The organism is Citrobacter sp. CK191 (assembly GCF_030333435.1).
GTDB lineage: Bacteria > Pseudomonadota > Gammaproteobacteria > Enterobacterales > Enterobacteriaceae > Citrobacter_B > Citrobacter_B koseri.
Genome location: NZ_JAOWFX010000003.1, coordinates 52,070 through 73,040, shown reverse-complemented (window position 1 = coordinate 73,040; position 20,971 = coordinate 52,070). Strand labels below are relative to the sequence as shown.

At 56.6% G+C, this 20,971-nt stretch carries 18 protein-coding genes; 8 read left to right on the top strand and 10 right to left on the bottom strand.

What is annotated here, in order from left to right; genetic code table 11:
- Window positions 1–18: 18 nt before the first annotated feature.
- Window positions 19–1,659: a phosphoglucomutase (alpha-D-glucose-1,6-bisphosphate-dependent) gene (gene pgm, locus OGV82_RS00335; protein WP_047458144.1), complete on the top strand. Its 1,641-nt coding sequence runs from the start codon at window positions 19–21 to the stop codon at window positions 1,657–1,659.
- A 91-nt stretch (window positions 1,660–1,750) separates the two neighbouring features.
- Here pgm and potE read toward each other — a convergent pair whose 3' ends face one another.
- The 9 genes from potE to kdpF form a co-directional block, all read right to left on the bottom strand.
- On the bottom strand, window positions 1,751–3,070 hold the full coding sequence (gene potE, locus OGV82_RS00330) for a putrescine-ornithine antiporter (RefSeq protein ID WP_101743886.1): 1,320 nt from the start codon (window positions 3,068–3,070) through the stop codon (window positions 1,751–1,753).
- Window positions 3,067–5,265 (bottom strand): ornithine decarboxylase SpeF, encoded by a 2,199-nt coding sequence (gene speF, locus OGV82_RS00325; RefSeq protein ID WP_024130539.1) that lies wholly within the window; start codon window positions 5,263–5,265, stop codon window positions 3,067–3,069. The genes potE and speF overlap by 4 nt, the downstream gene beginning before the upstream one ends.
- Window positions 5,266–5,521: 256 nt before the next feature.
- Window positions 5,522–5,626: a leader peptide SpeFL gene (speFL, locus tag OGV82_RS00320; protein WP_114149115.1), complete on the bottom strand. Its 105-nt coding sequence runs from the start codon at window positions 5,624–5,626 to the stop codon at window positions 5,522–5,524.
- A gap of 278 nt (window positions 5,627–5,904) precedes the next feature.
- Window positions 5,905–6,582 (bottom strand): two-component system response regulator KdpE, encoded by a 678-nt coding sequence (gene kdpE, locus OGV82_RS00315; RefSeq protein ID WP_012133308.1) that lies wholly within the window; start codon window positions 6,580–6,582, stop codon window positions 5,905–5,907.
- Window positions 6,579–9,266, bottom strand: a complete 2,688-nt coding sequence (kdpD, locus tag OGV82_RS00310; protein ID WP_101743885.1) for a two-component system sensor histidine kinase KdpD — start codon at window positions 9,264–9,266, stop codon at window positions 6,579–6,581. Before kdpD ends, kdpE begins: the two co-directional genes overlap by 4 nt.
- The gene (gene kdpC / locus OGV82_RS00305) at window positions 9,266–9,832 is read right to left on the bottom strand and encodes a potassium-transporting ATPase subunit KdpC (RefSeq protein ID WP_101743884.1); all 567 of its coding nucleotides are present in this window, start codon (window positions 9,830–9,832) and stop codon (window positions 9,266–9,268) included. The genes kdpD and kdpC overlap by 1 nt, the downstream gene beginning before the upstream one ends.
- An 8-nt stretch (window positions 9,833–9,840) precedes the next feature.
- Window positions 9,841–11,889, bottom strand: coding sequence for a potassium-transporting ATPase subunit KdpB (kdpB, locus tag OGV82_RS00300; RefSeq protein ID WP_024130536.1), 2,049 nt, complete (start codon window positions 11,887–11,889; stop codon window positions 9,841–9,843).
- Window positions 11,890–11,909: 20 nt separating this feature from the next.
- Window positions 11,910–13,589 carry a potassium-transporting ATPase subunit KdpA gene (gene kdpA, locus OGV82_RS00295; RefSeq protein WP_047458131.1) on the bottom strand — a complete coding sequence of 560 codons (1,680 nt, stop codon included), beginning with the start codon at window positions 13,587–13,589 and terminating at the stop codon, window positions 11,910–11,912.
- On the bottom strand, window positions 13,589–13,678 hold the full coding sequence (gene kdpF / locus OGV82_RS00290) for a K(+)-transporting ATPase subunit F (protein ID WP_047458128.1): 90 nt from the start codon (window positions 13,676–13,678) through the stop codon (window positions 13,589–13,591). Before kdpF ends, kdpA begins: the two co-directional genes overlap by 1 nt.
- Before the next feature lie 309 nt (window positions 13,679–13,987).
- Here kdpF and OGV82_RS00285 point away from each other — a divergent pair, with 309 nt between their 5' ends.
- A complete protein-coding gene (locus tag OGV82_RS00285; RefSeq protein WP_047458125.1) occupies window positions 13,988–14,194 on the top strand; it encodes a YbfA family protein in 207 nt (68 codons plus the stop codon).
- Window positions 14,195–14,343: 149 nt separating this feature from the next.
- Here the strand turns inward: OGV82_RS00285 and OGV82_RS00280 are convergent, their stop codons facing one another.
- Entirely contained in the window at window positions 14,344–15,825 is a 1,482-nt protein-coding gene (locus OGV82_RS00280) for an MFS transporter (RefSeq protein WP_012133300.1), read from the bottom strand.
- Between the two features lie 266 nt (window positions 15,826–16,091).
- Between OGV82_RS00280 and ybgI the strand changes: the two genes are divergently transcribed.
- The 6 genes from ybgI to OGV82_RS00250 all read left to right on the top strand — a co-directional run bounded on the left by ybgI (window position 16,092) and on the right by OGV82_RS00250 (window position 20,964).
- Window positions 16,092–16,835, top strand: coding sequence for a radiation resistance protein YbgI (gene ybgI / locus OGV82_RS00275; RefSeq protein ID WP_024130534.1), 744 nt, complete (start codon window positions 16,092–16,094; stop codon window positions 16,833–16,835).
- 25 nt (window positions 16,836–16,860) lie between these two features.
- Window positions 16,861–17,517 (top strand): 5-oxoprolinase subunit PxpB, encoded by a 657-nt coding sequence (gene pxpB, locus OGV82_RS00270; RefSeq protein WP_047458123.1) that lies wholly within the window; start codon window positions 16,861–16,863, stop codon window positions 17,515–17,517.
- Window positions 17,511–18,443, top strand: coding sequence for a 5-oxoprolinase subunit PxpC (gene pxpC, locus OGV82_RS00265; protein WP_047458120.1), 933 nt, complete (start codon window positions 17,511–17,513; stop codon window positions 18,441–18,443). Before pxpB ends, pxpC begins: the two co-directional genes overlap by 7 nt.
- On the top strand, window positions 18,433–19,167 hold the full coding sequence (gene pxpA, locus OGV82_RS00260; protein ID WP_047458118.1) for a 5-oxoprolinase subunit PxpA: 735 nt from the start codon (window positions 18,433–18,435) through the stop codon (window positions 19,165–19,167). The genes pxpC and pxpA overlap by 11 nt, the downstream gene beginning before the upstream one ends.
- 79 nt (window positions 19,168–19,246) lie before the next feature.
- On the top strand, window positions 19,247–19,972 hold the full coding sequence (locus OGV82_RS00255) for a DUF969 domain-containing protein (protein ID WP_012133295.1): 726 nt from the start codon (window positions 19,247–19,249) through the stop codon (window positions 19,970–19,972).
- Window positions 19,969–20,964, top strand: coding sequence for a DUF979 domain-containing protein (locus tag OGV82_RS00250; protein ID WP_012133294.1), 996 nt, complete (start codon window positions 19,969–19,971; stop codon window positions 20,962–20,964). The genes OGV82_RS00255 and OGV82_RS00250 overlap by 4 nt, the downstream gene beginning before the upstream one ends.
- The last annotated feature ends 7 nt before the right edge of the window (window positions 20,965–20,971 follow it).

Here is a 20,971-nt window from a genome sequence, read left to right as displayed (position 1 = left end):
CATTAAAAGGACCAGGCAATGGCAATCCACAACCGTGCAGGTCAACCTGCGCAACAGAGTGATTTGATTAACGTCGCCCAACTGACGGCACAGTACTATGTACTGAAACCCGAAGCAGGGAATGCAGAGCACGCCGTGAAGTTCGGTACGTCCGGGCATCGCGGTAGCGCAGGTCGTCATAGTTTTAACGAGCCGCACATCCTGGCGATCGCCCAGGCGATTGCGGAAGAGCGTGCAAAAAACGGTATCACTGGTCCTTGTTATGTGGGCAAAGATACCCACGCGCTGTCTGAACCGGCATTTATCTCTGTACTGGAAGTGCTGGCGGCGAACGGTGTTGATGTCATCGTGCAGGAAAACAATGGCTTCACGCCAACGCCTGCCGTTTCTAACGCTATCCTGGTTCACAATAAAAAAGGCGGCCCGCTGGCTGATGGCATCGTGATCACGCCATCTCACAACCCACCGGAAGACGGCGGTATTAAGTACAACCCGCCAAACGGCGGCCCGGCGGATACCAACGTCACCAAAGTGGTGGAAGACAGGGCCAACGCGCTGCTGGCTGACGGTCTGAAGGGCGTGAAGCGTATCTCTCTGGATGCGGCGATGGCCTCAGGCCACGTTAAAGAGCAGGATCTGGTGCAGCCGTTCGTTGAAGGGCTGGCGGATATCGTCGATATGGCGGCGATTCAGAAAGCGGGCCTGACGCTGGGCGTCGATCCGCTGGGTGGTTCCGGTATCGAATACTGGAAGCGTATTGCTAAGCACTACAACCTGAACCTGACTATCGTTAACGATCACGTTGACCAGACGTTCCGCTTTATGCATCTCGACAAAGACGGCGCAATCCGTATGGACTGTTCCTCCGAGTGCGCGATGGCGGGTCTGCTGGCTCTGCGTGATAAGTTCGATCTGGCGTTCGCCAACGACCCGGACTATGACCGCCACGGCATCGTGACTCCGGCAGGGCTGATGAACCCGAACCACTATCTGGCGGTAGCGATCAACTATCTGTTCCAGCACCGCCCGCAGTGGGGTAAAGACGTGGCGGTCGGTAAAACGCTGGTTTCCTCTGCGATGATCGACCGCGTGGTGAACGATTTGGGGCGTAAGCTGGTGGAAGTGCCGGTCGGCTTTAAATGGTTCGTCGACGGTCTGTTCGACGGCAGCTTCGGCTTCGGCGGCGAAGAGAGCGCCGGGGCGTCTTTCCTGCGTTTCGACGGTACGCCGTGGTCTACCGATAAAGACGGCATCATCATGTGCCTGCTGGCGGCGGAAATCACGGCCGTCACCGGGAAAAACCCGCAGGAGCACTACAACGAGCTGGCGGCTCGCTTTGGCGCGCCGAGCTATAACCGTTTGCAGGCAAGCGCAACGTCTGCGCAGAAAGCCGCATTGTCTAAGCTCTCTCCAGAAATGGTGAGCGCCAGCACGCTGGCGGGCGATCCGATCACCGCGCGTCTGACGGCGGCGCCGGGTAACGGCGCGTCGATTGGCGGCTTGAAAGTGATGACCGACAACGGCTGGTTTGCCGCGCGGCCTTCTGGCACGGAAGACGCTTATAAGATTTATTGCGAAAGCTTCCTCGGCGAGGAACACCGCAAGCAGATCGAAAAAGAAGCGGTTGAGATTGTCAGCGAAGTGCTGAAAAACGCGTAAGTGCGGTTTGTGTGCCGGGCGGTACTGCATTTGCCCGGCTACAACAACGATCGTAGGCCCGGTAAGCGTTAGCGCCACCGGGCTTTTTTTTTTAGCCGTGTTTGTTTTTCAGCTCAAAGCGCGGCGATACCAGTCCATACAGCGTCCAGCCGAGGAAGGTCACGATGGAGCCGTACAGCATCGCTTCTTCACCGGATGAATACAGCGCGTAGAAGCTGTACAGCGCGCCGATGAATGCCACGAAGTTCGCCGTTTTGGCTTTTGACGACGGAACATTTGCCACTTTCTGAATGATCACCAGCGCGGCCATCGACAGAATGTACGGGATAATGTTTGTTACCACCGCCAGGTTAACCAGCACGTTGAACTGGCTGTTCAGCGATGGGCTGATGGTCATCAGCGATAATCCGCTCTGGATAATCACGATGGTCAGCATCCCCTGAACTGGCGCATCCACTTTCGTTACGCGAGAGAAGATTTTCGGGAAATATCCTTCATCCGCCGAGGATTTGAAAACCTGGGCGATAGTGAACTGCCAGCCCAGCAGCGAACCGCAGCAGGACATCACCATCAACGCCATGATCACTTTACCGACTTCCAGGGTAAACATCTGTGCGAATGCCAGACCGAACGGCGCGGTGGAGTTGGCCAGATCCATGTTCGGTACGATCCCGGCAATCACGTTGGTGGAGATGATGTAAATCACCGCCGCGCCCAGCGTACCGCCTAATACCGCAATCGGTACGTTACGCTCCGGGTTTTCCACCACTTCGGCGTTGGCGCAGGCAGATTCCAGACCGAGGAAGGCCCACAGCGTCATCGCAATAGAAGAACCGACGGCGGTGAAGAACGGTACGTGATGCGGGTTCCAGGAGTTGGCGTACAGCGTCGGGCTAAACCAGAACCAGCCGATGATGCACAGACCGACAACCGGAATAATCACGCCCCAGACGGTGATACTGCTGATTTGCCCGGTAATGCGCGCGCCGCCGAAGTTGGCGACGGTGCACAGCCACAGCACGCCGATGGTCGCCAGACCGATCTGCACCGGTGACAGCGTGGCGCCGAACAGCTCGGTGCCGTAGCCGACGGCGGAGATGGCGATAGCGACGTTGGCAATCAGCAGCGAAACGCCATAGGTGTAGTTCGCCATAAAGTTGCCGGATTTACCAAAGGCATACTCCGCGTAGCCGCCCATGCCGCCGGATTTACGGCTGAACATCCCGCATTTGGCGAAAGCCCATGCCAGCGCCATTGAACCAACGGCAGTCACCAGCCACGAGATGATCGAGATGGTGCCGACCTCCGCAAGTTTGGTGGGCAGCATGATAATCCCGGAGCCCATCATATTGACCATTGTCAGGATGGTGAGCTGAACGACGCCCATTTTATTGGATTTGGCTTTACTCATAATTTTTCCCCTTTCAGCAGGGTGTTCTGTGCTTCGCGCGGTTTAATGACGTAGCACCACACCTGTTTACGGCCGTCGTGTTCTTCGATGTAAACGCCCTGTAGTTCAGGCGCAAAGCCCGGCAGCAGGTTGATTCCTTCTTCCAGCGCGCTGAAATAACGCAGCACCGCACCGCCCCAGATTTCACCCGGAACAACGCACAAAACCCCTGGCGGATACGGAAGCGCGCCTTCTGCCGCGATCCGTCCTTCCGCATCCGGCAGGCGAACCAGTTCGACTTCACCGCGCAGATAGGCGTAGTTGGCGTCCTGCGGGTTCATGCTGACGCGTGGAAAATGGGATTTACGGAACATCTCTTTTTGCAGCTGTTTCACGTTATGGCGTGCGTACAGATCGTGCATCTCCTGGCACAGCTGACGCAGGGTGTAGCCGGCATAACGCGCTTCATGCTGCTTATAAATTGACGGCAGAACGTCAGCCAGCGGCGCATCGGCTTCCAGCAGTTTCTCAAAGCGCACCAGCAGGGCGACGAGTTGCTGCAATTTCGCCATGTCTTCCGCTGGCGTCAGCAGGAACAGGATCGAGTTGAGATCGCATTTTTCCGGTACCACGCCGTTTTCACGCAGGAAGTTGGCAAGGATGGTCGCCGGAACGCCGAAGGTGTCGTATTCGCCGTTGCGCGCATTGATGCCCGGCGTCGTGAGCAGCAGTTTGCACGGATCAACAAAGTACTGGTGTTCGGCGTAGCCTTCGAAGGCATGCCAGTGTTCGCCCGGCACAAAGTGGAAGAAGCGCAGGTCGTTTGCGATCTCCGCCGTGGGGTAAGACTGCCACGGTTTGCCGTCGATCAGTTCCGGCACGAACGGACGGATGTGATGGCAGTTATCAAGGATCAGCTTACGTGCATTGATGCCGTTCGCCACGCAGTCCATCCACATGTTACGGCCACCGACGCCTTCGTGCATTTTGGCGTTGATGTCCAGGGCGGCGAACAGCGGGTAGAACGGGCTGGTGGAGGCGTGCATCATGAACGCGTTATTCATACGTTTATGCGGCACATAGCGAGACTGACCTTTGATATGGCTGTCTTTCTTGTGGATCTGCGAGGTCTGGGAGAAACCGGCCTGCTGTTTGTGAACAGACTGCGTGACCAGGATACCCGGATCGTTCTCGTTCAGGTCCAGCAACAACGGCGAGCAATCGGCCATCATCGGAATAAACTGCTCGTAGCCGACCCATGCGGAGTCAAACAGGATGTAGTCGCACAGATGACCAATCTTATCCACCACCTGACGGGCGTTATAGATGGTGCCGTCGTAGGTGCCTAACTGGATCACCGCCAGGCGGAACGGACGGGCGTCTTGCGCGCGTTGCGGCGCCACTTCGCTGACCAGTTCACGCAGATAGTCTTCTTCAAAGCAGTGGGCGTCGATCCCGCCGATGAAGCCGTACGGGTTGCGCGCGGTTTCCAGATAAACCGGCGTCGCGCCCGCCTGCAACAGCGCGCCGTGGTGGTTCGATTTGTGGTTATTACGATCGAACAGCACCAGATCGCCTGGGGTCAGCAGCGCGTTAAGTACCACTTTGTTTGACGATGAGGTGCCGTTCAGCACAAAGTAGGTTTTATCGGCGTTGAACACTTTCGCGGCGTGTTGTTGCGCGATGCACGGCGCGCCTTCATGGATAAGCAGATCGCCCATCGCCACGTCGGCATTACACAAATCAGAGCGGAAAAGCGTTTCGCCAAAGTACTCAACAAACTGGTTCCCTGCGGGGTGACGGCGGAAGAATTCACCGCCCTGATGCCCCGGACAGTCAAATGCGCTGTTGCCCTGGTTTACGTAGTCCACCAGCGCCCGGAAGAACGGCGGGCGCAGTTGCGTTTCATAGTGGCTGGCAGCGGTCTCCAGTTGGCGGCCATAGAAGGCGTTACGGGCTTCATTATGTTCGAATACGCCCGAGATCCGCGGCAGATATTCTGCCGGAACGCGCTCTTCATTTTGTGTCGCGATAAACACGGGAATACCGTAGCCCGTCGCATCAATCTCATCGAGTTTACCTCGTTCAATATCATTGATGGATAACACGATAGCGGCAACATCAATGAAATTACTTTCATCAACATTAACGATACTGCGCTGTGTAGAAAAACAATCAGGGCAGGAACGACTGACGGCAATTTTTAATTCAGACATTTTCATCTCTTTATTTTCAGGTAATAGCAGGTCCTCAATTTCTCGAATGAGAAACTGATAGCTCCGGAAAAAAAGCAATACGACGCCACTGATAAATAAATCAGTAAATTGCTTTTTAGAAGATGCAATAAACCCTAACCTTTCCGGTCACAGGTAAAACAGGGTTATGCAGTGTGAGCACCACGAGATACAGGCGTTAGCCTGCAATGCAAGGGGTCAGGAAGACCTGTATGCTGGAGTGCCCTTAGTCGAAAGACTAACGGGCATTAAAGAAATGAAAGTCGAAGCTGTTACGGTGAGCAAACATCATAATATGAGTTGTCCGCCTTATATGGGGCATTGTACGGCTATTATTTTCCATTTTGGTTACCTTTACTGGATAAGTGGAAGGTGAGGGTATTTTATCCAGGAAATGAGCCTGATCTGTGAAGAAGATCAATAAAAAACGATCATTTCTAAAATATTTAGTCGTTGTTTATGCATATCACACGATAAGATATCGTATTGTTGTTTATATGTTATGGGTTTGTATTTTTATATTTTTTAAGGAATGAGCTTACACTGCAAAATACATTATTTGCAGTGTGGTTAATGATAAAAATGATATTTAGGAATTAATTAAAAAAAATGAATAACCATTCATGGCATAAAACGATAACCGATTCCGGTTTCGGTAATGAAATGGCGGGGGCGGGCGGGATCTTTCTCCAGTTTCTGTCGCAGGTGACCCATATAAATACGCAAATAGTGACTGTGCTCGACGGCGTTCGGTCCCCAGACCTGGTTCAACAGCTGCCGCTGGGTGAGCACTTTGCCCGCATTATTCAGCAACACGGCCAGTAAGCGAAACTCAATCGGCGTCAGGTGAATTTCTTCTTCATCACGGTGGACAAGGTGTGCTGCTAAGTCCACTTTTATGCTGGAAAACTGCACGATGGGGTCAGGAGAAGGGCCGCTGGCGTGACGGCGCAGCGCCACGCGTAAGCGCGCCTGTAGTTCGCCAATGCCGAAGGGTTTACTCAGATAGTCATCGGCGCCCGCATCCAGCGCAGTGATTTTATCGCTCTCCTCGCTGCGAGCAGAAAGCACAATCACCGGAATTGCGCTCCATTGTCGCAGGTCGCGAATAAAATCGATGCCGTCGCCGTCAGGCAGTCCAAGATCAAGAATGATGAGATCGGGTTTCCGCGTGGCGGCTTCCAGCAACCCACGGCTTAGCGTCTCTGCTTCGTACACGCGCAGCCCGTCGCTTTCCAGCGCGCTGCGCAGAAAGCGACGAATAGCCTGTTCGTCTTCAACAATCAGAACGTTGGTCACATATCCTCATGAAAATCTTCAAGTTCAGGTGCAGTTTCCTGCGGGAGTGTAACACGGAAACAGGCTCCGCCCTGCGGGCGATTGTGGGCGGAAATCGTTCCACCGTGCACTTCAACAATCGCCTGGCAAATAGCCAACCCCAGCCCAACGCCCGGTACGGCAGACTCTTTATTTCCCCGGGCAAATTTGTCGAAGATGCTTTTCTCCTGCCCGTCAGGAATGCCGGGGCCATTATCCCAGACGTCAAGCTGAAGATGTTCGTCTTCAACATGGGCATCAATGCCGATCTCCGCCTGTGAACCGGCGTATTTGACGGCGTTTTCCAGAAGGTTGATCAGTACCCGTTCAAACAGCGGGCCGTCAACGTGTACCAGCGTCAGCGGCGCTGGCAGCGACAGGTTAATGGGGTGGGATAGCCCCGGCTCCAGCATTTGCAGGGCGCTGCCGACAACCTCTTCCAGCGTCAGCCACTCTTTTTTAAGATTAAATCCACCGGACTGAATGCGCGCCATGTCCAGCAGGTTATTCACCAGTCGGGTGGTGTTGAGTATGTGCTGGCGGATTTCGCTGGCCTGGCGCGCATGCGGCGATCCTTCACTTGCCAAATCCAGGGTTAAAATCTCCGCCTGACCAAACAGCACCGTCAGCGGCGTGCGCAAGTCGTGGGAGAGGGCGGCGAGCAGGGCATTGCGAATGCTCTCGCGCTCGCTGGCGAGTCGGGCCAGCTCTTCACTGGCGGTAAGCGTCAGACGCTCCAGCGCGCTGGCGACCAGCAAGGTGAATGTTTCCAGTAGCCGCTGTTGTTCCGGGATCATTAACTGACGAAGATTCCCCGGCTCGACCACCACCAGGCCATGCGTTTTATCGGCGCTTTTTAACGGTAAAATTTGATACGGCACGCCGGGCAGGGTATCCGTACCCGCCCCGGCCGGCTGGCCTTTGTCAAAGCTCCACCGGGCGATGGCGTCATCCCACGGCGTTATGCCCTGCTGGTGGGTCAGCGGCGTCAGCGTGCCGTTTTCATCCGGCAATAACACCTGGCTGCGGGCCTGAAACGTGGAGGCGATAAACTGTTCGCTGGTGGCGGCGATATCCTGCCTGCTTCGCCCCACCGCCAGCGCTTTGGACATCTCGTACAGATGGCGCGTGCGCTGTTCCCGATAGCGGGCAACCCGCGCCTGATAGCGCACGCCCGCCGTCAGGTTACCGATCACCAGCCCCACCGTCAGCATCACGGCGAAGGTCAACAGATACTGCACATCGGAAACGGCAAGCGTGCCGCGAGGAGCAATAAAAAAGAGATCGAAGCTGGCGACGTTAATAAAGGTTGCCACTACCGAGGGCCAGCGCCCATAAAACAGAGCGATAATCACCACGCCCAGCAGATACAGCATCACCAGGTTAGCCGCGTCAAAGGCGACCATCCACTGTACGGCGATGACGGTGGTCACTGCGCAAAGGGCGATCGCGACCAGGCAGCCCTGTATCTGCACCCGCCACTTATCTTTGAAGGCACGGGTATCCGGTGTCTGATTCAACGGGCGAGTCGGGGGATCATCAAGGGCGACGACCACCTGATCGAGATCCGGCGCCTGTTTCGCCAGGCGATCGGCAAACGAATCTCTGCGCCACCAGCGTCGCGTTGCCGGACGCCCCAGCACAATTTTGCCAAGATTATGTTCCCGGGCGTAACGCACAACCGCTTTTTCTTCGGCGGGATCGGAAAGCGTGGCGGTCTCTGCGCCCAGCTCCTGCGCCAGACGCAGGGCGCTCAAGATGGCGCGCCGCTGCTTTTCCGGCAGGCGATGCAGCGCCGGGGTTTCGACATACACCGCGTGCCAGATGCTGCCGAGGCGGGCAGCCAGCCGCGCGGCGGCACGCACCAGTTTTTCACTGCCGGTGTTGTGCCCGATGCACAGCAGAATGGCGTCGCGGGTATGCCACACTTTCTCTTCGCCTGGATGGCTCCGCCAGGCGCGCATTTGATCGTCCACCCGGTCGGCCGTGCGGCGCAGTGCCAGTTCACGCAGGGCGATCAAATTGCCTTTGCGAAAGAAGTGCTCAATGGCGCGTTCAGCCTGGCCGGCAATGTACACCTTGCCCTCTTTCAGACGCGCTCGCAGATCGTCAGGCGGCAGGTCGACCAGAACCACCTCGTCGGCGGCATCGAAGAAAGGGTCTGGCACGGTTTCACGAACCTGAATGCCGGTCACGCCGCTGACCACATCGTTGAGGCTTTCCAGGTGCTGGACGTTGACGGTGGTAAAGACGTCAATACCCGCTTCCAGCAGTTCTTCGATATCCTGCCAGCGTTTGGGATGGCGCGAGCCTGGCGCATTGCTGTGCGCCAGTTCGTCCATGAGAATAAGCGCCGGGCGACGGGCCAGCGCCGCGTCGAGATCGAACTCGCTGAGATGGCGTCCGTGACGCGCCTGCCGTTTTAGCGGCAGGATGCTGAGGCCGTCCAGCAGCGCGGCGGTCTCTTTACGCCCGTGGGTTTCCACGACACCCGTCAAAATATCCAGCCCTTGCGCCCGCAGTCGCTGCGCCTCAGCCAGCATCGCCCAGGTTTTCCCGACGCCTGCGCAGGCGCCGAAGAAGATTTTCAGTTTTCCCCGGTGTGGTGCGGCGGTCTGTTCCAGCAGGCGATCGGGGTCAGGGCGTAGCGGTTCTTCATTAACCATCAGAGCTTATCCAGCGCTAAATTGAGTTCCACGATATTGACCACTGGCTGGCCGATAAAACTCACCAGCGGCTTTTGCGTATATTCTGCGACCAACTGCGTCACGGCTTCAACGCTGAGATTTCGCGCTTTGGCGACGCGCGGGATCTGCCACGCCGCCGCCGCTGGCGTCAGGTTATTGTCCAGCCCGCTGGCGGAGGCGGTGAGCAGTTCCACCGGAATCGTCGTGCTGGCGTCCGGGTTAGCGGCCCGCAGCGCCTTCACCCGCTGCTGCAACTGGTTATCCAGCTCCGGGTTGCTGACCGCCAGATTACTGCCGCCGGAAGCCATGGGATTATAGGGTATTTCCGCCGTTGCTGACGGGCGTCCCTGAAAATAGCCGTCGGCGGTAAAATTCTGCCCGATAAGCGCAGAGCCGCGCACGAGACTGCCATCAACAATCAGTGAGCCGTTAGCCTGATGCGGGAACCACCATTGCCCCAGCGCGGTGGTAAGCAGCGGGTAAATGCCGCCGGTTAGCAGCGTCAGAAACACCAGCGTTGATAATGCAGGACGTAATCCACTCATTATAAACCTCACACCAGACCCAGCAGAGTCAGCAGTAAATCAATCACTTTAATGCCGATAAACGGCACAACCAGACCACCCAGGCCGTAAATCCACAGATTACGGCGCAGCATGGCAGAGGCCGAAAGTGGCTTATAGCTCACCCCTTTCAATGCCAGCGGGATCAGAAAAACGATAATCAACGCATTGAAGATCACCGCGCTGAGGATTGCGGAATCCGGCGAATGCAGACGCATAATGTTCAGCGTATTCAACTGCGGGTACGTCGCGGCAAACGCCGCCGGAATGATGGCGAAATATTTCGCCACGTCATTGGCGATACTGAACGTGGTGAGCGAACCGCGCGTCATCAGCATCTGTTTACCGATATGCACCACTTCGATCAGCTTGGTCGGGTTGGAATCCAGATCCACCATGTTACCGGCTTCTTTCGCTGCCTGAGTACCGGAGTTCATCGCCACCGCCACATCAGCCTGCGCCAGCGCCGGTGCATCGTTGGTTCCGTCGCCGGTCATCGCCACCAGGCGACCTTCAGCCTGGTACTGGCGGATCAACGCCAGCTTGGCTTCTGGTGTGGCTTCCGCCAGGAAATCATCCACTCCGGCTTCGGCGGCAATCGCCGCGGCCGTCAGGCGGTTGTCGCCGGTGATCATCACCGTTTTGATGCCCATTTTGCGCAACTGGGCAAAACGTTCCTTAATCCCGCCTTTGACAATATCTTTCAGCGCGATAACGCCCAGCACGCGGGAACCTTCCACCACCACCAGCGGCGTGGCGCCAAGACGGGCGACGCTATCCACTTTTTGCTCCACGTCAGCAGGGAAGTGACCGCCGCTGGCTTCAACGTGGCGGCGAATGGCATCCACGGAACCTTTACGGATCATTCGGTTATCAATGTTGATACCGCTCATCCGGCTTTGCGCGGTAAAGGGAACAAAGGTGGCATGGCGCGACTGCACATCGCGCTCGCGCAGATTAAAACGCTGTTTGGCGAGAATGACGATGCTGCGGCCTTCCGGCGTCTCGTCGGCCAGCGAAGAGAGTTGCGCCGCGTCGGCCAGCGTCTTTTCATCCACGCCCTGAGCGGGCAGAAAGTCCGAGGCCTGACGGTTGCCGAGGGTGATGGTGCCGGTTTTATCCAGCAGCAGCACGTCCACGTCGCCTGCGGCTTCCACCGCCCGCCCGCTGGTGGCGATGACGTTTGCTCCCAGCATTCGACTCATCCCGGCGACGCCGATCGCCGAAAGTAATCCGCCGATAGTGGTGGGGATCAGGCAAACCAGCAGGGCGACCAGCACCGTCACGCTGACGGCATGGCCGCCCCAGGCGGAAAAGGGCCAGAGCGTGGCGGTTGCCAGTAAAAAGACAATAGTCAGGGCAATCAGCAGAATGGTCAGCGCGATTTCGTTTGGCGTTTTACGGCGCTGCGCGCCTTCCACCATCGCGATCATCCGGTCAAGGAAGGTTTCGCCGGGATTCACGCTGCATTCGATGACCAGCCAGTCGGAGAGAATACGTGTTCCGCCGGTCACTGAGGCAAAGTCGCCGCCGGATTCACGAATCACCGGCGCGGACTCACCGGTAATGGCGCTTTCGTCCACCGATGCGCCGCCTTCAATGACCTCGCCGTCGCAGGGAATAATATCGCCCGCTTCAACCAGGACGATATCCCCTTTACGCAGCTCATCGGCAGGGAGGCGATCCGCCTGCGCGCCATACTTTGGTTCACGCAGTTTGCGGGCAAATGCCGTTTTCTTCACCCCTTTCAGACTGCTGGCCTGCGCTTTGCTGCGACCTTCCGCCAGCGCTTCGGCAACGTTTGCGAACAGGACGGTAACCCACAGCCAGAGGCTTATCGCGCCAGTAAACCGGGGATTCCCTGGCATCTGCCCGGTTGCCATCGCCACCGTGATAAGGGTCGTCAGCAGACTGCCGATCCAGACAATAAACATGACCGGATTGCGCCACTGGGTATGTGGGCTTAATTTTTTCACGGCCTCGATCAGCGCCTGAGCGACCAGGGAGGGCTCGAACAGCGCCAGTTGTTTGCGACTCATCACCATGTACTCCGCTTCGCTCAATATAAAGAGAGGTGTTCAGCAACCGGCCCAAGCGCCAGCGCAGGAATAAAGGTCAGTGCGCCCACCAGCAACACCGTACCGATCAGCAGGCCGACAAACAGCGCGCCGTGCGTCGGCAGTGTGCCGGGGCTGGCCGGCTGGCGCTTTTTACCGACCAGCGATCCGGCAATTGTCATGACCGGGATAATCACCCCGAAGCGACCGACAAACATGCAGAAGGCCAGCAGGCAGTTCCAGAAGGGCGTGTTGGCGTTCAGACCGGCAAAGGCGCTGCCGTTGTTGTTGGCCGCCGAAGAGACGGCGTACAGCACTTCGCTAAAACCGTGTGGGCCGGGGTTGAGCATTCCGCTGCGGCCGGTTTCGGTCATCATCGCCAGCGCCGTACCGAGCAATACCAACGTCGGGGTAATCAGAATCGCCAGGGCGGTCATTTTCATTTCGCGCACGTCGATTTTTTTACCCAGATATTCTGGCGTGCGGCCAATCATCAGCCCGGCGATAAATACGGCTAACAATACGAACAACAGCATGCCGTACAAACCCGAACCGACGCCGCCAAAAACCACTTCTCCGATTTGCATCAGCCACATTGGCACCATGCCGCCCAGCGCGGTAAAGGAGTCATGCATAGCGATAACCGCCCCGCAGGAGGCCGCCGTGGTCACGACGGCGAACAGGCTGCTGACCAGCACGCCAAAGCGGCTCTCTTTGCCTTCCATATTGAGGCTGCTGTCGGCGCCAAACTTCAGCAGATGAGGATTGCCCTGAACTTCCGCCGACATCACCACGGCGACGCAGACCACGAAAATGATCGACATCGCCCACAGCAGCATCTGCCCCTGACGGCGATCGCCTGACGCATCGCCAAAGGCAAAGCAAAGCGCGGCGGGAATCAAAAAGATCGCCAGCATCTGTACCATGTTGGTTAATGCGCTCGGGTTTTCAAACGGATGCGATGAGTTGGCGTTGAAGAACCCGCCGCCGTTGGTGCCGAGCATCTTTATGGCTTCCTGTGAAGCTACCGGCCCCATCGGTAAAAGCTGTTTCACACCTTCAACACTGGTGAACGATTGATAGGGCAGCAGGTTTTGCAGTGCGCCCTGCTGGATGAAAAGCAGGGCGATTAACAGGGCGAGCGGCAATAAGATCCACAGCGTAATGCGCACCAAATCCATCCAGGCGTTGCCCAGCGTATTCATGCTCTGGCGCGTAAAGGCGCGGATCAGGGCGAAGATCACCGCGATACCGGTAGCCGCCGACAGGAAGTTCTGTACGGTCAGTCCCGCCATCTGGCTGAAGTAGCTTAAGGTGGTTTCCCCGCCGTAGGACTGCCAGTTGGTATTGGTGACAAAACTGATGGCCGTATTGAGCGCCAGATGCCAGGAAAGACCAGGCAACTGCTGCGGGTTCAGCGGCAGCAGGTTTTGCCCCAGCAGCATCAGAAACAGCACTGCCAGACCCAACAGATTCAGGGTAAGAATGGCCAGCAGATACTGTTTCCAGTCCATTTCCTGCGTCGGTATCCCCAACCCGCGCCATAGCAGACGCTCTGCGCTGGCGGTGCCTGGCAGGGAAATGTCGTTGATAAGTCGCGCCAGACCCACGCCTAAAGGGCGGGCGAGCACGAACAGGATCAGTAAAAAACTGGCTGTCAGTAAAAATCCCTGGGCCGCCATCAGAATGCCTCCGCATTAATCAGGGCATACACCAGGTAACCCAAAAGTAAGAAAATCAGCATGATGCCGATGATTACGCCTGCACTCACAGTGCACCTCCAGTGGTTTTTCTTCTGATATGCGGAGGGTAATTTTTTGCCTGCAAAGATTTCGCAAAAATCGGCGCGTAGGGTGTAAAAAAAGTATAAAAATGGAAAAGACCATCATTTAACTAATGATTAGTATTAATTTAACTTTTATGTAACTTAATTACAGGGCGAATGTAAATAAACCTTAAATAGACAAAAATAAGTGGTCGGATGAGTAGTAAAATTACACGCAAAGCGGTACTATTTTCAGCAGATAACCAATTTGACTTTACCGGTGATGATTACCGGCCAGATAAAGGGGAGAAAAGTATGGAACTCTATAAAGAATATCCAGCTCATGTTGTTTTGTTACGCCGCACTCTCGCCGTTGTGGCTGGGGTTCTGGCGCTGCCGGTCATGTTGTTCTGGAAAGACCGTGCTCGTTTTTACAGCTATCTGCATCGCGTCTGGTCGAAAACCAGCGATAAACCGGTGTGGATGGCGCAGGCAGAAAAAGTGACCTGCGATTTCTACTGATATACAGCATCGTCCGAGAAAACCGCCAACAGAAATGTGGCGGTTTTTTTTTATACGTTATGCCGGATGGCGGCGATGCCTTATCCGGCCTACAGGATAGTGCCACGCTGTAGGCCCGGTAAGCGTAGCGCCACCGGGCGTAATGTCATTCAGGACTCAACCGCCAGCGGGCGGTTTCTGAATTTGAGTGACTGATACAGCCAAATCAGCAGTACCAGCGCCACGCAGGCCAGCGCTCCCCAGGTTATCTGGTCGAACACATCGATATAGGCATTGATGGCGTAGTTGATCGCGCCGCTTGCATCAAACGCGCTCTGCGAGGTCTGATCGGCAATGACGCCAGCCAGATAGTTGGCGATCGCGCCGGAGAGCAACATATAGATACCGGTCAGAACGCCCGTCACGCCAGGGATCTCAATACGTGTAATCTGCGACATTGCGACCGGGTCGATGAACAACTCGGCAAAACCCATTACCGCCAACCCTAAGATCATCAGTGGCATAGAAGAGTGACCGTAGGCGGCAGATAACCGGGCGCTTACGGTCAGAATGCAGAATCCGGCGCTCATCAAACCGAGGCCCAGGGCGAATTTCCCCCAGATCCGCACGGTACGGTTGCCGCCCATACTCTCCTTAATCAGCCAGGCCAGCACCACGCCGCACAGCATGACCGCGAAGGCATTCACTGACTGGAACATCGCCGTCGGTACTTCGTAACCCAGAATCGTACGGTTCACGAATCGGTCGATGTACAAACTGATGGAGCTGCCGCCCTGTTGGGCGAACGCCCAGAACAACATGCTGAAGAAGGTGAGAACCACAATCAGCCCCAGCTCTTTACGCTGTTTTTGCGTCTGTGCCTGACGGTAGATTTTTGTCAGCACCGCAAGACCAATGACGGTGGCGACAATCAGCGCATAGACCGACCATTCTTTCCAGAACAGCACCGTGATCAGCAGCGGCGCGGCAACTAACAGCACCAGCAGCCAACACCAGTTGGGCAGAACAAACGTTCTGGCGTGCAGCGCGGCTTTATTCACCCCAGTGGTGTGGGCGAAATGGCGATTGCCGCACAGGAAGATAATTAACCCGGCGATCATGCCGATGGCGGCCAGCGCAAAACCCATCGCCCAGCTGTACTCTTCCTGAACATAACCACAGGCGATAGGGGCAACGATCGAGCCGATATTGCCGGCGGCATACAGCAGTGAGAATCCCCCGTCGCGGCGTGGATCTTCCGGTTTATACAGCTCACCCAACAGGCAACTGATGTTGGATTTGAACAGACCGTAACCGCAGACGATGATCGCCAGCGACAAATAAAGGAAGGTCGGCGCGATTTCACTCGCCCCCAGCACCAGATGCCCAACGGCCATCAAGAATGCTCCCAGCATGACCGCCATGCGATTACCAAGCACTTTATCCGCCAGATACCCGCCGAGAATCGGGGTGACATAGACCAGCGAACAGTAAGCGCTGAACAGCGCATACGCATGGTTATCGTCGTATTTTAGCTGGTTGGTGAGATAGAGAATCAGCAGGGCGCGCATGCCGTAAAAGCTGAAGTATTCCCAAATTTGCAGTGCGACGACGTAATAAATGGCGCGCGGTTGAGAAGATGGTTTATTCATTGTGATTCCGGGATGGATGTCACACCGCAAAAGAAATCCGCGGCGTGAGTGTGTTTCCTTAAAGTTATAACTTCGATACAGATCTGATTATTTTTGCAATATGCTGTCTGATTGCATAAATATACATGAATCAGATCGAGTAAGGGTAAGCATTTTGCGTCTTAAAACGGCGTGATTGTTTCTCAATGTGTCGAAGAAATGGCTATCGACGAAGTGACGGGAGAACGCTATTTTAACGTAGTGCACATATGAAGAAGGGAGCGATGATGAAAAACACCGAACTGGAACAACTGATCAATGAAAAGCTGAACAGCGCGGCCATCAGCGATTACGCGCCGAATGGCTTACAGGTTGAAGGCAAAGAGACGGTGCAAAAAATCGTGACCGGCGTGACGGCAAGCCAGGCCTTACTGGATGAAGCGGTACGCCAGCAGGCTGATGCGGTCATCGTTCATCATGGTTACTTCTGGAAAGGGGAATCTCCGGTCATTCGCGGTATGAAACGCAATCGGCTGAAAACGCTGCTGGCGAATGACATTAACCTCTATGGCTGGCATCTGCCGTTGGATGCGCACCCGGAACTGGGAAACAACGTGCAGCTGGCGGCGCTGCTTGGCATTACCGTGATGGGGGAAATCGAGCCGCTGGTGCCGTGGGGAGAGTTATCAATGCCGGTGCCGGGGCTGGAACTGGCCTCGTGGATTGAAGCGCGCCTGGGACGTAAACCGTTATGGTGCGGCGATACCGGGCCGGAAAAAGTGCAGCGTGTGGCCTGGTGTACCGGTGGCGGGCAAAGTTTTATCGACAGCGCCGCGCGCTTTGGCGTGGATGCGTTTATTACTGGCGAGGTCTCTGAACAAACGATTCACTCCGCCCGCGAACAGGGGCTGCATTTCTATGCCGCCGGACACCACGCCACCGAGCGCGGCGGTATTCGCGCGTTAAGCGAATGGCTGACTGAAAATACGAGTCTGGATGTGACCTTTATTGATATTCCCAATCCGGCATAACGCATAAAACACGAGAGGGACGAAAGTGCAACGAGCGCGTTGTTATCTGTTAGGTGAAACGGCGGTGGTGCTGGAGCTTGAGCCGCCGGTCACGCTGGCATCCCAGAAACGCATCTGGCGACTGGCGCAGCGTCTGGTCGATATGCCGAATGTTGTTGAAGCAATTCCGGGTATGAACAATATCACGGTGATCCTGCGCGAGCCGCAGACGCTGGCGCTGGATGCGATTGAACGTTTGCAGCGCTGGTGGGAAGAGAGCGAGGCGCTGGAGCCTGATTCACGCTTTATCGAAATTCCCGTGACCTACGGCGGCGAGGGCGGCCCGGATCTGGCGGAGGTGGCGCGACACAGCGGATTAAGCGAAAAGCAGGTGGTTGAACTGCACGCTTCAGTAGAGTACGTCGTCTGGTTTTTAGGTTTTCAGCCGGGCTTTCCGTATCTCGGGGGCTTACCGGAACAATTACACACGCCAAGACGGGCAGAACCGCGCCTGATTGTTCCGGCGGGTTCCGTGGGGATTGGCGGCCCGCAAACCGGGATTTACCCTCTGCCGACGCCGGGTGGCTGGCAACTAATCGGCCATACGCCGCTGAAGCTGTTCGACCCACAGCGGGATGAGCCCATCCTGTTACGTCCGGGCGACACCATACGCTTTGTCCCGCAGAAGGAGGGGGTATGCTGAACATTATTCGCGCGGGTATGTACACCTCAGTGCAGGATGGGGGACGACACGGCTATCGTCAGTCCGGTATTAGCCATTGCGGCGCGCTGGACAAACCGGCACTGCATATTGCGAACCTGCTGGTGGGGAATGACGCCAGTGCTCCGGCGCTGGAGATTACGCTCGGCCAACTGGTGGTGGAATTTGAATCCGACGGCTGGTTTGCATTGACCGGCGCCGGGTGCGAGGCCCGTCTGGACGACCAACCGGTCTGGACCGGCTGGCGGCTGCCGGTGAAAGCAGAGCAGCGTCTGGCGCTGAAGCGCCCGCTCCACGGAATGCGCAGCTATCTGGCCGTGGCGGGCGGCATTGACGTGCCTGAAGTGATGGGGTCGTGCAGTACCGACCTGAAGGTCGGCATTGGCGGGCTGGAAGGGCGCTTGTTAAAAGATGGCGATCGGCTGGCGACAGGAAGGTCAGAACGCCAGTTCAGCGGCCCGCAGGGCGTTAAACAGCTGCTGTGGGGGAACCGGATTCGCGCGTTGCCTGGCCCGGAATACCAGGAGTTTGAAGCGGCCTCGCAGGAGGCGTTCTGGCGCTCGCCGTGGCAGCTTAGCCCGCAAAGTAACCGTATGGGCTATCGTTTGCAGGGGCAACCGCTGAAACGTACCACCGAACGTGAGTTACTGTCGCACGGGCTGCTGCCGGGCGTTATTCAGGTGCCGCATAATGGTCAGCCGATCGTGCTGATGAACGATGCCCAGACCACCGGCGGCTACCCGCGTATCGCCTGCATCATTGAGGCGGATATGTATCATCTGGCGCAGATCCCTCTCGGGCAACCGATCCATTTTGTTCAGTGTACGCTGGAGGAGGCGCTTAAGGCGCGTCACGATCAGCAGCGTTATCTGGAACAGTTAACATGGCGACTCAACGATGAACATTGATCTTAACGCAGACTTAGGAGAAGGGTGCGCCAGCGATGCGGCGTTACTGCAACTGGTGTCATCCGCCAACATCGCCTGCGGATTTCACGCGGGCGATGCGCAAACCATGCTGGCGAGCGTGCGCGAAGCGCTGAAAAACGGCGTAGCGATTGGCGCGCATCCCAGTTTCCCGGATCGGGAAAACTTTGGCCGCACCGCCATGACGTTACCGCCGGAAACCGTCTACGCCCAGACGCTGTACCAGATCGGCGCGCTGGCGGCGATAGCCCGCGCGGAAGGCGGCGTTATGCGTCATGTCAAACCGCACGGTATGTTGTACAACCAGGCGGCGAAAGATCCACAGCTGGCGGATGCCATCGCCAGAGCGGTACATGCCTGCGATCCGTCGCTGATTCTGGTCGGGCTGGCGGGCAGCGAACTGATTCGCGCAGGCGAGCATTATGGCCTGACGACGCGTCAGGAAGTTTTTGCCGATCGGGGGTATCAGGCTGACGGCAGCCTGGTGCCGCGAACCCAGCCGGGCGCGCTGGTAGAAGACGAAGAGCACGCGTTGGCGCAAACGCTGGGCATGGTGGAATCCGGTAGAGTGAAAAGCATTACCGGTGAATGGGCGAACGTTGTGGCGCAAACGGTATGTATTCACGGCGACGGCGAGCACGCACTCGCTTTTGCCCGTCGTTTGCGCGCGGCGTTTGAAGAACGCAGTATCAGGATTATGGCATAACCAATAACCAGGCTGACACAGTGCCCGAAGAGGCGCTGTGCAAATAAAAACAACGCAACACGACTGACAGGAACGGATCATGGGAGACGCAATTTCTCTCTGGCCACTGATGGGTATCGCCGTCATTGTGGCTGGATTTCTTTTACGCTTTAACCCGGTATTAGTGGTCATTATTGCCGGGATCGTCACGGGACTGGCGGCGCAGATGCCGATCGCCACGATCCTCGAAAAACTGGGTGAAGGGTTCCTCAATACCCGTAACCTGCCCTTTATTCTGCTGATTCCGCTGGCGGTTATCGGTCTGCTGGAACGTCACGGGCTCAAAGAGCGCGCGCAGGCGTGGATCGCGAAAATCCGCAGCGCCACGGCAGGACGTCTGCTGATTGTCTATCTGTTTGTCCGCGAAGCGACGGCAGCGCTGGGGCTGACCAGTCTCGGCGGCCATCCGCAAATGGTGCGTCCGTTGCTGGCGCCGATGGCGGAAGGGGCGGCAGAGAAAATACACGGGGAACTGCCAGGCACGGTTCGCTACCGGCTGCGGGCAATGTCAGCAGCCACCGATAACGTCGGGCTGTTTTTTGGCGAAGACATTTTCGTGGCTTTTGGCGCCATCATCTTTATGCACAACTTCATGCTGGAGTCCGGCGGGATTCAGACCGAGCCGCTGCATATTGCGCTGTGGGGGATTCCGACGGCGATCTGCGCTTTTCTGATTCACGGCGCGCGCCTGTGGCGTCTGGACAATTATCTGCAACGTGAAGTGGCGAAAGTCAGCGCGGCGATGAGCAAAGGAGAGGCGAAATGAATTTTCAACAAAGCTATCTCTATTGGCTGGCCGGTGTGGTGCTGTTGATTGTCGCCGTCATGTCGTGGCAGGACAAAGCCAATCCGCGTCGCCTGACGACGGGGTTATTCTGGGGCGTTTATGGCGTACTGTTCCTGCTCGGCGACTGGACTTATCAGCTGGTGGGCGACAAACGCATGGTTAACATCGCTGTCGGTGGGGCGGTGGTGGTGATGGCGCTGATTGCCGGTTTTGGCGGCGTGAAGCTGGGAAGCTATCACCAGCGAACTCGCGAACAGCGTGAGGAAAGCGCCAGTCGTCTGGGCAACCGCCTGTTTTATCCGGCGCTGGCGATCCCGGTGGTCACGGTGATCGGCGTGCTTATGTTCAACCATGTTCCCGGATTGCAGGAGGCGCTATTCGGGCCGGGCAATCACGCCACGCTGGTGACGCTGTTTTCCATGACTGCGGGGTCATTGATTGGTCTGGGGATGGCGATAAAGATGACGCATGAGAAGGTACACCAGCCGATTCAGGAAGCGCGTCGTCTGCTGGATTCCATCGGTTGGGCGTTCATTTTACCGCAGATCCTCGCCACGTTAGGGCTGTTATTTACCGCGGCAGGCGTCGGCAGCGGAATTTCGTATCTCACCCAGGAATATCTTGCCGTCGATAGCCGTTTTATCGCCGTGGCGGTCTACACCATCGGTATGGCGCTACTGACGATGGTGATGGGGAACGCCTTTGCTGCATTCCCGATTGTGACGGCGGGGATTGGGATTCCAATCCTGGTGCTGCAACATGGCGGGAACCCGGCGGTGATGGCGGCAATCGGCATGTTCTCCGGCTACTGCGGAACGCTGATGACGCCGATGGCGGCAAACTTTAATATCGTGCCTGCGGCGCTGCTGGAACTGCCGGATAAAAATGCGGTGATTAAAGCGCAGGTGCCGACCGGTATTGTGCTGCTGTTGGTTAACGTGTTTCTGATGTATTTCCTGATGTTTCTGTAAGGAGGAA